Below are 11,934 nucleotides of genomic sequence, written 5' to 3' on the forward strand. Positions count from 1 at the left end.
GCTGATTTTGGCCAGCCGGGCTGGAAAGTCAGCCCGCCCGGCGATTGAGGGCAAATGGAGCCCGTCCGGCGATTGAGGACAAGGCCCGCCCGGCGGGGCCGTGTTCAGACTCGGGACCAGGCCTCAAGCGCCAGGCCCGGCTCAGCCTTCTGGCGGGAGACCCGCAGGCCGCCGTCCTTCGCGATCACCGCCATCACCACCCGCCCGCGCCCGTCCAGCGCCAGCGCCGGCGCGCCCACGCACTCCTCGCCCGTCGGCGTCCAGGTGACGCCCGCCGACTCGTCCTCCGTCGGGTACGCGGCCAGCGCGGGCCTGCCGTCGAGTCCGCGCTGGGCCAGGATCGTGCAGTCGTGGCCGTCGACGGGCGTACGGAGCAGGGCGATCGGTCCGGTGCCGGGCCCGCCCAGCGGGGCGGTCTCGCCTCCTTCGAGGCGCCAGGCGTGCACCGTACGGTCGTCGGTGTCGCGCCAGTAGTGCGTGAGCCGGTCGCCGCCGGTGCGTTCCGAGGTGAGTGTGCCGGGGGTGACGCGCGCCGCGAAGCTCTTGAGGTCGCGCTCGGCCTTGGCCGCCAACTTTGGCTGCCGCCAGCGCATGACCGCGTCGTCGGTCGGGCCGAGGACCTCGATCAGACCGTCCTCGCCCACGACGGCCGCCGCCTCGCCGGTCATCCTGGACCCCTTGAGGTCCGCCCACGTGAGCCACGCTCCGCTGGGCTTCTGGATCCGGGCCGACAGACCCCGGCCCGCGTTGCGGGCGAACAGGTGCAGCGAGCCGTTGGGGTCGATCACCGCCGAGGGCAGGCCGAGCAGCCCGCCTCTGGCGAGGTCCTTCGGGTACGGCGTACCGAGCGCCTGCCAGTCTCGCAGCGGGCGGCCGGTCTGGAACTGGACGGCGTACACGACGTCCGTGCGGATCTGGCCGCCGGCAGCGGGCTTGCGGCGCAGGCCCACCAGATGGACATAGCCCTGGGCGCCGCCGGCGATGGAGAGGTACGGCAACAGGCCGGGGGCCGGGAGCAGTTCGGGTCCCGACCAGTTCGGTCCGCCGAGGCGTTCCTCCGTCCACCGCAGTACGCCGTCCTCGGTGGGGGCGTACGCGGTGAGCCTGCCGTCCTTGCCGCGCAGCAGCCAGCCGGTGGTCGCGGGAAGTGCGTCGTCGACCGTGGGGAGGAGGGTGGATTCAGCCGGTCGGCCGCCGATGTCCGGGGCCTCGCCGGGGGCGCGTCCGGATCGTTTCGACGTCCGTGCGGACCGCAGTGCCATGACCCACTGCCACCTTCCCCAGCGCATGAAATTTCCCCGACGATAGCATTCGCGGGCGAACGGGAACCGTACCGCCCCGACCGGTTGTGGCACGCTCCTGAAGTGCGGATTCTACTGATTGTCGACGGGGCCAACGTGGTTGGTTCGGTGCCCGACGGATGGTGGCGCGACCGGCGCGGGGCGGCCGAGCGGCTGCGGGACCGGCTGGTGCCTCTCGCCGGGGACGGGCTGCCCGACGCCGGGGCGCCGGGGCCCGTGGAGACGGTGCTGGTGGTGGAGGGCCGGGCCCGGGGCGTGGAGTCGGTGCCCGGGGTACGGGTGGAGTCGGCGCCGGGCAGCGGTGACGATCTGATCGCCGAGCTGGCGCGGGACGCGGGAGACCGCCCCTGTGTCGTCGTCACCGCCGACCGGGAGCTGCGGCGCCGGGTCGAGGCGTACGGCGCGCGCTGCGTCGGGCCCCGGACGGTGCGTCAACTTCCGGACGAGCGGACGTAGAAGACCGTCCCCTCGACGGTTCCGGGGAGCGGCTCGTAGTCACCGGCCAGCAGTCGCCGCAGGGTCGGGACGCGTTCGGGGGTGTACGGCTTGCCCCGTGAGTCGTCGACGATCAGCGCGGGCGGTCGCGCCCTCATCTCGGCGGCGAAGACCCGCCAGGCGCCCGGTACCGCGTACGCCTCGCCCACCTGGGGGCCGTCCCTGCCGCCGCTGAAGTTGGTGAGCAGCCCGGCGGTCAGATAGCGGCTGGCGGGCGCGCGGTCGGCGAGCCGGTAGATCTCCGGGTGTATCCCCCACACGAGGACGCGGTCGGTGGGGGTGGTGTGTTCCCGTACGGCGGTGGCGACGCGGTCGGAGTGGTCGAGCTCCGAGCGGGGCGCGACGGTGGCCCACAGGACGAAGAGTCCGCAGGCGCAGGCCGGGACCGTCAGGACGGACCTGAGCCGTTCGGGTCGCAGCGAGCGCAGGGCGGCGGTCGCCAACAGGGTGATGGGCGGCAGGAGTTGCAGGAAGTAGTGGCCGAAGAAGTGGAAGCCGACGGCGACGGCCCCGGCGGAGGAGGCGAACCAGACCCAGAGGTCGGTGAGGGGTCTCCCGGCCGGGGGGCGGGTGGTCCGCAGGGCCCTGCGGACCGGCGGGAGGATGCCCGCGCAGGCGAGGCAGAGCAGTGCGGAGTTGACGAACGCGCGGATGAGCACGTGGAGTTCGGAGCCGGTCAGGGAGAAGGCGTAGGACCCGGATCCGGTGACGGTCCAGAAGAGGAAGCCCGCCGGGTCGGTCACGAGCGCCGCGGCGGCCACGGGGGCGGCGAAGCCGACTGCCGTACGGGGCAGGCCCGTTCGGCGCCCGGCGGGGCCGTGGGCCCGCCAGAGCAGCCACAGGACGGGGACGAGGACCACGCCGCCCGTCTGCTTGGTGAGGAACGCCCCGGCGACCGCCGCTCCGGCGGCGCCCCAGCGGCCCCGGTCGGCGCAGAGGACGGCCGCCACCGTCCACGGCAGTATGAAGACCTCGAAGGTGGTGGCCTGGGTGTCCTGCGGGATGAACCCGACGGAGATCAGCAGGAAGAGCACTCCGGCCGTGACGCCGGACCGGTCGCCCCAGCGGCGCCGGGCGAACGCGGCGAGCAGGGCGGCCGTGGTGAACTGGGCGGCGATCGCGAGGAGTTTCATCGCGTGCTGCGATCCGTCGCCGAAGACCGTGTACGTCGCCTCGTACAGCCACGGCAGCAGGGGCGGCTTGCGGTCGACGACCGTCTCGTACAACTCGCCGCCGTGCGCCAGTATCCGGGCCTGTACGGCGAGATAGCCCTCGTCCGGGCTCCAGAAGGGGTACAGGAAGGACGGGAGCCGGATGACGAGGGCCAGGGCGGCCAGGAGGGGCAGCAGCCTTCGCCAGTAACCGTGGGCGGCCGTGCGGCCGGGCCGGGCGGGCCGCGGCCGGGTGGGGCCCCGTAGGGCGGGCGAGAGGCGTGGTGGGGCGGACTGCGGCTCGACGGACATGCGCGACTTTCGTGCGGTGAGGGACTGAGAGGGCGTCAGCCCGACTTGCCCAGGCGGCTGTTGCGTCGGCCGTAGACGAAGTAGACGAGCACGCCGACGGCCATCCAGATGGCGAAACGCAGCCAGGTCTCGGCCGGCAGGTTGAGCATCAGCCACAGGGAGGCGAGCACGGACAGGGCCGGCAGCCACGGCACCAGCGGGGTGCGGAAGGCCCTGGGGAGGTCGGGGCGGGTACGGCGCAGGATGACGACGCCGATCGCGACGACGACGAAGGCGAAGAGCGTGCCGATGTTCACCAGGGAGGCCAGCTCCTCGATGCTGGTGAAGCCCGCGACGATCGCGATGACCACACCGAGCAGCACCGTGGAGCGGTACGGGGTACGGAACTTGGGGTGGACGCGTGAGAAGAACGTCGGGAGCAGTCCGTCACGGCTCATCGCGAAGAACACGCGGGTCTGGCCGAGCAGCAGGATCATGCACACGGTGGTGAGGCCGACCGCGGCTCCGAAGCTGATGACGCCCGCGTAGAACGGGTGCCCGGTGGCCTTGAAGGCGTCGGCGAGCGGTGCGTCCACGGTGAGTCGGGTGTAGTGCTGCATGCCGGTGACGACGATGGACACGGCGACGTAGAGCACGGTGCAGATGATCAGTGAGCCGAGGATGCCGCGCGGCATGTCGCGTTGGGGCACCTTCGTCTCCTCGGCGGCCGTGGCGACGATGTCGAAGCCGATGAAGGCGAAGAAGACGACGGAGGCGGCGGTGAAGATGCCCATGACGCCGAAGTTGGTGGGCGCGTAGCCGAACATCAGCTGGATCAGCGGGGAGTCGAGACCGGCGCCCGCTGGCTGTTCCTGGGCCTTGGGGATGAACGGCGAGTAGTTCTTGGAGTCGATGAAGAACGCGCCGGCGATGATGACGATCAGGACGACTGCCACCTTGATCGCCACGACGACCGCGGTGACGCGGGCGGAGAGCTTCATACCGAGGACGAGGATCCCGGTCAGCAGGAGGACCAGGAGGAACGCCAGCAGGTCGAAGCCGAAGCCGGTCTCCTCGTTGGTTCCGGCCAGGGAATCGGGCATGTGCCAGCCCGCGTTGTCGAGCAGCGACTGCACATAGCCGGACCAGCCGACGGCCACCACGGCGGTGGCGAGGGCGAATTCGAGGACCAGGTCCCAGCCGATGATCCAGGCGGGCAGTTCGCCGAGTGAGGCGTAGCTGAAGGTGTACGCGGACCCGGCCACCGGCACGGTGGACGCGAACTCCGCGTAGCAGACGGCCGCGAGGGCGCAGACGATGCCGGCGGCGACGAAGGCGAGGGCGGTGGCGGGGCCCGCGTTGTCCTTGGCGACGGCGCCGGTGAGGACGAAGATGCCGGTGCCGATGATGACGCCGACACCGAAGACCGTCAGATCCAGCGCGGAGAGCGACTTCCTGAGCGCGTGCTCCGGCTCCTCGGTGTCCCGGATGGACTGCTCGACGGATTTCGTGCGGAACATCGAGTTTCTTCTGGGCCCCGTGTCGTGCTGGGTGCTCACCGGCGTACCTCCGAGTGCGTGGTTGCCGCCATGATCGAGAGGCGGTCGGCCGCCGGGCACCCGGAAGAGCTTTTTTCACACGGATGAGCCGGTCGGACCACCCGTACAGGGAGTCCGACCGGCTCATCCGCCGTTGTGTTCGGTCGTGTCAGTCTCGGGCGATCTCCTCGGCCGACAGTTCGCCGGCCATGCGGCCGTCGATCTTCGACACAAGTCCCGTGACCTGGCGCGCGATGTCCGGCGCCGTCAGCCCGATCTCGGCGAGCAGTTCCTTGCGTGACGCGTGGTCGAGGAAGCGCGCCGGGATACCGAAGTCCCGCAGGGGGATGTCGACCCCGGCGTCCCGCAGGGACTGGGCGACGGCCGAACCGACGCCGCCGGCACGGCTGTTGTCCTCGACGGTGACGACGACGCGGTGTCCCTCGGCGAGCGGCGCGAGCGCCTCGTCGACGGGCTTGACCCAGCGCGGGTCGACCACGGTCGTCGAGATGCCCTGCTTGTCGAGGAGATCGGCGATCTCCAGGCACATCGGGGCGAGCGCGCCGACCGACACGAGGAGCACGTCGGCCCCGACGGTGCCCTCCGCCGGCCTGCGCAGCACGTCCATGCCGCCGACCTTGCCCACGGCGGCGACCGCGGGGCCCACGGCGCCCTTGGAGAAGCGCACCACGGTCGGCGCGTCGTCGATCTGGACGGCTTCCCGGAGTTGGGCCCTGACCTGGTCGGCGTCGCGCGGGGCGGCGATCCGCAGGTTGGGCACGCACTGGAGGATCGACATGTCCCACATACCGTTGTGGGAGGCGCCGTCGGTGCCGGTGATGCCGGCGCGGTCGAGGACGAACGTCACACCGCAGTCGTGCAGGGCGACGTCCATGAGGACCTGGTCGAAGGCGCGGTTGAGGAACGTCGCGTAGACGGCGAAGACGGGGTGCAGTCCGCCGGTGGCCAGACCGGCCGCCGACACCGCCCCGTGCTGCTCGGCGATCCCCACGTCGTACACCCGGTCCGGGAACGCCTTGGCGAACTTCTCCAGGCCCACGGGCTGGAGCATCGCGGCCGTGATGGCGACGATGTCGGCGCGCTCGTTGCCGAGTTTGACCATCTCCTCGCCGAAGACGGAGGTCCAGTCGACACCTGAACTGGCGATCGGCAGGCCGGTGTCGGGGTGGATCTTGCCGACGGCGTGGAAGCGGTCGGCCTCGTCCTGGAGGGCGGGCTGGTAGCCGCGGCCCTTCTCGGTGAGGCAGTGGATGATGACGGGGCCGCCGAAGCGCTTGGCGCGCTGGAGGGCCGATTCCAGGGCCTCCAGGTCGTGTCCGTCGATGGGGCCCACGTACTTGAGGCCGAGGTCCTCGAACATGCCCTGGGGGGCGATGAAGTCCTTGAGGCCCTTCTTCGCGCCGTGCAGCGTCTCGTAGAGAGGCCGGCCGACGACCGGGGTGCGCTCCAGGATGTCCTTGCCACGGGCCAGGAAGCGCTCGTAGCCGTCGGTGGTGCGCAGGGTCGCGAGGTGGTTCGCGAGGCCGCCGATGGTGGGCGCGTAGGAGCGCTCGTTGTCGTTGACGACGATGACGAGCGGGCGGTCCTTGGCGGCGGCGATGTTGTTCAGCGCCTCCCAGGCCATGCCGCCGGTGAGCGCGCCGTCGCCGATGACGGCGACCACGTGGTCCTCGCGGCCCAGTACCTGGTTGGCCTTGGCGAGGCCGTCGGCCCAGCCGAGGACCGTCGAGGCGTGCGAGTTCTCGATGATGTCGTGCTCGGACTCGGCCCTGGACGGGTAGCCGGACAGGCCGCCCTTGCCCTTGAGTTTGGAGAAGTCCTGACGTCCCGTGAGCAGCTTGTGCACATAGGACTGGTGGCCGGTGTCGAAGAGGACCTTGTCCTTCGGCGAGTCGAAGACCCGGTGCAGGGCGATCGTCAGCTCGACGACCCCGAGGTTGGGGCCGAGGTGTCCGCCGGTCTTGGAGACGGCGTCGACGAGGAAGGACCGGATCTCACTTGCGAGCCGGTCCAACTGCTCGGGGCCGAGGCGGTCCAGATCACGCGGGCCCTTGACCCGGGTCAGCAGGTCCCATCCGTCGCCCACCGCCGCCTCGGGCGGTCGTGCTGCGCGCGGCTGTGTCACCGTGCCTCCTTGCGTTGAACGATCTGGCATACCGGTCCGCCGAGTCTAATGTTCCCGTCGGGGCGGGCGTCATCGGGCGGCGCGTCATTCACCGTACGAGCATCTGTACGCATGGCTGTAACACCTGCCCCGAAAGCGCGTCCGGGACACGAACATGCCCGGCACCGGGGCTCCGGTGCCGGGCACGACGTACGACGGCGGCTGTCAGGCGCGACCCGCGGTCTTCTGGGTCTTCCGGGTGACGGCGTCGATGACGACGGTGGCGAGAAGCACACCACCGGTGATCATGTACTGGATCGGCGAGGCGATTCCCTGGAGCGCCAGTCCGTACTGGATCGACGTGATGACAAGCACACCGAGGAGCGCGTTCCAGGTGCGGCCCCGGCCACCGAAGAGGCTGGTGCCACCGATGACGGCCGCCGCGATGGCGTTCATCAGCAGCTCACCGGCGCCGGCGCCCTGGTTGGCGGAGGTGATCTTCGAGGCTATGAAGAGACCGCCGATCGCGGCGAAGGTGCCCGCGATGGAGAAGACCGCGATCCGGACGCCGACGACGCTGATGCCCGCACGGCGGGACGCCTCGACGCTGCCGCCGAGCGCGAAGACCTTGCGGCCGAAGCTGGTGCGGCGGAGCACGAAGTCCGTCACCACCAGCACGACCAGGAAGATCAGCACGGCCAGGGGCAGGCCCTTGTACTGGTTGAACGTGATCGCCACGGCGAAGGCGAGGACGGCCAGCAGCGCCGTACGGACGATGATCTCGCTCAGCGGCCGGGACGGGACACCGGCGGCGGCGCGGCGGCGGTTGTCGAAGAACGACGACAGGAAGAAGCCGGCCACGGCGATCACCGCGAGCGCGTAGGCGGCGGCGACGTCGGTGAAGTAGTAGCCGGTCAGCTTGGCGACCAGGCCCTCGGAGTCGAGGTTGATCGTGCCGTTGTCGCCGAGGATCTGGAGCATGAAGCCGTTCCAGAACAGCAGACCGGCGAGGGTGACGGCGAACGCGGGCACGCCCACCCGCGCGAAGAAGAAGCCGTGGATGGCGCCCGCGGCGGCGCCGGTGAGGATGGCGAGGATCAGCGCCAGCCACTCGGCCATGCCGTGGGTGACGGCGAGGACCGCGAAGGTGGCGCCCGCCACACCGCTGACCGAGCCGACCGACAGGTCGATCTCGCCGAGCAGCAGGACGAAGACGATGCCGACCGCGATCATGCCGGTGCCGACCATGGCGACCGAGATGTCGGAGAGGTTGCCGGCCGTCAGGAAGTTCGAGTTCAGACTGGTGAAGATCGCCCAGATGATGATCAGGCCGATGACGACGGGTATCGACCCGAGGTCGCCGCCACGCATCTTGCGCTTGAACTCCGACAGATAACCGGCGAAGCCCTGCTCGCGCACGAGAAGCCGGGGGTCCACCGCGACGGTGGTCGCGCCGGCCGCCGGGGCGGGCGCGTCGTCGGCGGTGCCGACGGGTGCGGAGGTCTTGTCCAAGCTCACTTCTTAACCTCCACGTTGCGCGCCGCGCGTCGGGTCACGGCGTTGTCCGTGGCACCGGTGATCGCGGAAATGATGTCTTCCTGCGAAGTGCTGGCGACGTCGAAGAAGCCGTTGTTGCGGCCCAGCCTCAGCACGGCGACCTTGTCGGCGACCGCGCGGACGTCCTCCATGTTGTGGCTGACGAGGATCACGGCGTAACCGCGCTCGCGCAGCCGCTCGACCAGGTCGAGGACCTGGGCGGTCTGCTCGACACCGAGGGCCGCGGTGGGCTCGTCGAGGATCACGAGCCTGGGCTCGCCGAGCATGGACCGGGCGATGGCCACGGTCTGGCGCTGGCCGCCGGAGAGCGAGGCGATCGGTATGCGCACGCTGGGGATGCGGATCGACAGCGTGTTGAGGAGTTCGCGGGCGCGGCGCTCCATCTCGACCTCGTTGAGGACACCCCAGGAGCGGAGCTCCCTGCCGAGGTACAGATTGCCCACGACGTCGAGGTTGTCGCAGAGCGCGAGGTCCTGGTACACCGTCGCCACGCCCAACTCCTGGGCGTCGTGCGGCTTGTTGATCGCGACCGGCCTGCCCTCCCACTCGATGACACCGTCATCGATGGGGTGGACTCCGGCGATCGTCTTGACGAGCGTGGATTTGCCGGCTCCGTTGTCGCCCACGAGGGCGACGACCTGTCCGGCATGGACCTCAAGCTCTACGTCGGTGAGCGCCTGCACGGCACCGAACCGCTTGGAGACCCCTCGCAACGCCAGCACGGGCGTAGCGGTCACGTAAACCATCTCCTTCGCCGCCTGGCCGGCGGGGATACCGCGCCCGGGGGGTGGGTGGGCGCGGGGGTTGAGCAGAAGAGAGAACTGCGGGGACACGGGAAAAGCCTTGAAGTGGTCCGTCCGGCGCCCCGCCCGGTAGCGGGACAGTTGAGGGCGGGGCGCCGGACAGGCTTCAGGGCGGGTTTCCGCGGTCGGACCGGTCGGCTACTTGAGCCCGGCGGCGTCGCACTTGGACTTGAACTTCGCGGTGCAGATCTCGTCGACGGTGTAGATGCCGTCCTTGATCACCGTGTCGTTGATGTTGTCCTTGGTCAGCGAGACGACCGGGACGAGGACCGACGGGATGCCCTTGGTGGTGGCGCTGTCGAGCTTCGTCTTGGCGATCGAGTCCAGCGACTCGCCCTTGGCGACGGCGACGGCCATCTCGGCGGCGACGGCGGCCTCGGCCGGGTACGGCTTGTAGACGCTCATGAACTGCTCACCGGCGACGATGCGCTGCACACCGGCGAGTTCGGCGTCCTGGCCGGTGACCGGCGGGAGCGGGCTGATGCCGGCGCCCTTGAGCGCGGTGATGATGCCGCCCGCCATGCCGTCGTTGGCGGAGTAGACGCCGACGATCTTGTCCTTGCCCAGGGCGGAGATCGCGCCTTCCATGTTGGCGTTGGCGTTCTCCGGCTTCCACTCCTTGGTGTCGTACTCCTTGCCGATCGTCACCTTGCCGTCGAGGACGGACTTGGCGCCCGACTTGAAGAGCTTGGCGTTCGGGTCGGTGATGGCACCGTTCATCATCACGATGTCACCGTCCTTCGCCTTGGGGCCCAGCTCGTCCAGGAGCGCCTGGCCCTGGACGCGGCCGACCTCTTCGTTGTCGAAGGAGACGTAGCCGTCGATCGGGCCCTCGGCGAGGCGGTCGAAGGCGATGACCGGGATGCCGGCCTCCTTGGCCTTCTTGATCGAGCCCGTGATGGCCTTGGAGTCCACGGCGTCCACGATCAGCGCGTCGACCTTGTTGGTGACCATGGTGTCGGCCTGCTGGTTCTGCGTCGACGCGTCCTGCTTGGCGTTGGCGTAGACGACCTTGCCGGTGCCGTCGGTCAGTTCGCTGACCCGCTTCTCGATCAGCGGCTTGTCGAACTTCTCGTAGCGCGCGGTCTGGTTCTCGGGAAGGAGCAGACCAATGGTGAGCGGGCCGTCCTTCTTCTTCGACGACTCCTTCGCCGAATCGCCGGACTCCTTGGCGCTTCCACAGGCGGCGAGCGAGACGGCCATAGCGGTGGCAGCGGCGGCCACGGCAGCACGTCGGAGATGTGCGTTCACTTCAGAAACCTCCCTGACGAGGCCGCGACGTTGCGGCCGAGGTGGCTGGAAGTCAACTCCGCCTCAGACGCAGCGTCAAGGAGTAAATCCTTAACGAGATGACAACGGTGCCATTCGTTATCTAAGTGAAGACAGGCGAGCCGACGGGCAGCGTGCTCTCAAGTAGGGTCGAATCGCCCATTTCGCTCAGTACGAGTGCGAGCGCGCCGAGCACTTCGGCGCGTCCGCCGAGGGCTCCGGGAAGCACCGAGAGCTGTCTGGCCGCACTCGGGATCGCGTACCGGGAGACCGACTCCCTTATCGGCGCGAGGACCAGTTCCCCAGCCTCCGCCAAATCGCCGCCGAGCACCACCCGGCTGGGGTTCAGCAGATTGCAGAGGTTCGCGACGCCGCTGCCGATGTGGCGCCCGACGTCGGCGACCACCCGGCGGCAGCCCGGATCGCCCTCCCTGGCCAGCTGTACGACCCGCTCCATGGTCAGATCGCGGCCGTGGCTGGACCTGAGCAGCGGCAGTACGTAGCGGGCCGCGGTGAAGGTCTCCATGCAGCCCCTGTTGCCGCAGCGGCAGACGGGGCCCGACTCGTCGAGCGTGATGTGCCCGATCTCACCCGCCGTACCGCCCGGCCCGCGGTAGATCTGGCCCTCTATCACCAGGCCGGCGCCGACGCCGCTGGCGACCTTGATGTACGCGAGGTCCTTCACGCCCCGGCCGCTCCCCCAGACCAGCTCGCCGAGGGCCCCCAGGTTGGCGTCGTTGTCCACGTACACCGGCACGCCGAGCCGGCCCGCCATCTCCTCGCCCGGGTTGATCCCGGTCCAGCCCGGCAGGATCGAGGTGGAGCCGAGCGTGCCCGAGACGACGTCGATCGGGCCCGGCACTCCGAGACCCACGCCGATGACCTTCTGGCGGCCGATCCCGGTGGCCTCGATCAGCCTCTCCACCAGCTCCTCGGCCCGGCCGAAGCCATGGGCCGACGAGGCGTCGACGTCGAGCGGCTCGGACTCCTCGGCGAGCACCTGGTGGGCCAGGTTCCCGACGGCCACCCGCAGATGCGTATGCCCGAAGTCGACGCCGATGACGATGCCCGCGTCTCCGCTGAGCGAGACGCTGCGGGCCCTGCGGCCACCCGCCGAGGTGGGCGTCACCTCGACGGTGCCGCCCTCCCTGAGCTCGCGGACGATGTTGGAGACCGTGGCCGCCGACAGTCCGGTGCTCCGGGCGATCTCCGCCTGGGTGAGCGAGCCGGCCATGCGCACCGCGCGCACGACCCGCTCCAGATTCGCCCGGTGCAGAGACGACTGCGACCCTGGAGTCTCCACAACTGATCCACTCCTGCCCTTGGCAGGCGGCACGACCACCGCCCCCGGCCGGGGTCGCGCCTGTGAAACCCCGACGTATCTCCAACTTGTGAACTCTAAGC

9 protein-coding genes are annotated in these 11,934 nt (G+C 70.0%); 1 reads left to right on the plus strand and 8 read right to left on the minus strand.

The annotated features are described in order from the left end of the window. Positions 1–104: 104 nt before the first annotated feature. On the minus strand, positions 105–1,262 hold the full coding sequence (locus ACFWHU_RS03250; protein WP_385794386.1) for a hypothetical protein: 1,158 nt from the start codon (positions 1,260–1,262) through the stop codon (positions 105–107). 102 nt (positions 1,263–1,364) lie between these two features. On the opposite strand from ACFWHU_RS03250, the gene ACFWHU_RS03255 reads away from it, so the two are divergent. Beyond that, complete coding sequence (locus ACFWHU_RS03255) at positions 1,365–1,757, plus strand: NTP pyrophosphohydrolase (RefSeq protein WP_385794384.1); 393 nt, start codon at positions 1,365–1,367, stop codon at positions 1,755–1,757. On the opposite strand, the gene ACFWHU_RS03260 is transcribed toward ACFWHU_RS03255, so the two are convergent. The 7 genes from ACFWHU_RS03260 to ACFWHU_RS03290 form a co-directional block, all read right to left on the minus strand. Next, complete coding sequence (locus tag ACFWHU_RS03260) at positions 1,733–3,259, minus strand: glycosyltransferase family 39 protein (protein ID WP_387223553.1); 1,527 nt, start codon at positions 3,257–3,259, stop codon at positions 1,733–1,735. The two genes, ACFWHU_RS03255 and ACFWHU_RS03260, sit on opposite strands and share 25 nt — an antisense overlap. 35 nt (positions 3,260–3,294) lie before the next feature. Beyond that, positions 3,295–4,758 carry an amino acid permease gene (locus ACFWHU_RS03265; RefSeq protein WP_385794378.1) on the minus strand — a complete coding sequence of 488 codons (1,464 nt, stop codon included), beginning with the start codon at positions 4,756–4,758 and terminating at the stop codon, positions 3,295–3,297. A gap of 187 nt (positions 4,759–4,945) precedes the next feature. Next, positions 4,946–6,883: a 1-deoxy-D-xylulose-5-phosphate synthase gene (gene dxs, locus ACFWHU_RS03270; RefSeq protein ID WP_385794476.1), complete on the minus strand. Its 1,938-nt coding sequence runs from the start codon at positions 6,881–6,883 to the stop codon at positions 4,946–4,948. Positions 6,884–7,126: 243 nt separating this feature from the next. Further along, complete coding sequence (locus ACFWHU_RS03275; protein WP_385794375.1) at positions 7,127–8,419, minus strand: sugar ABC transporter permease; 1,293 nt, start codon at positions 8,417–8,419, stop codon at positions 7,127–7,129. Continuing rightward, entirely contained in the window at positions 8,416–9,204 is a 789-nt protein-coding gene (locus ACFWHU_RS03280; RefSeq protein ID WP_078074506.1) for an ATP-binding cassette domain-containing protein, read from the minus strand. Before ACFWHU_RS03280 ends, ACFWHU_RS03275 begins: the two co-directional genes overlap by 4 nt. Before the next feature lie 195 nt (positions 9,205–9,399). Further along, positions 9,400–10,512: a substrate-binding domain-containing protein gene (locus ACFWHU_RS03285; RefSeq protein WP_385794373.1), complete on the minus strand. Its 1,113-nt coding sequence runs from the start codon at positions 10,510–10,512 to the stop codon at positions 9,400–9,402. Positions 10,513–10,633: 121 nt separating this feature from the next. Next, positions 10,634–11,833, minus strand: a complete 1,200-nt coding sequence (locus tag ACFWHU_RS03290; RefSeq protein WP_147875154.1) for an ROK family transcriptional regulator — start codon at positions 11,831–11,833, stop codon at positions 10,634–10,636. Between the last annotated feature and the right edge of the window lie 101 nt (positions 11,834–11,934).

Origin of the sequence: Streptomyces sp. NPDC060366, from assembly GCF_042725135.1 — a bacterium.
Classification (GTDB): Bacteria; Actinomycetota; Actinomycetes; order Streptomycetales; family Streptomycetaceae; genus Streptomyces.

Coding starts and splice junctions, on each gene's coding strand:
- ACFWHU_RS03250 (WP_385794386.1), bottom strand. CDS start 1,262: ATGGCACTGCGGTCCGCACGGACGTCGAAACGATCCGGACGCGCCCCC.
- ACFWHU_RS03260 (WP_387223553.1), bottom strand. CDS start 3,259: ATGTCCGTCGAGCCGCAGTCCGCCCCACCACGCCTCTCGCCCGCCCTA.
- ACFWHU_RS03265 (WP_385794378.1), bottom strand. CDS start 4,758: ATGTTCCGCACGAAATCCGTCGAGCAGTCCATCCGGGACACCGAGGAG.
- ACFWHU_RS03280 (WP_078074506.1), bottom strand. CDS start 9,204: ATGGTTTACGTGACCGCTACGCCCGTGCTGGCGTTGCGAGGGGTCTCC.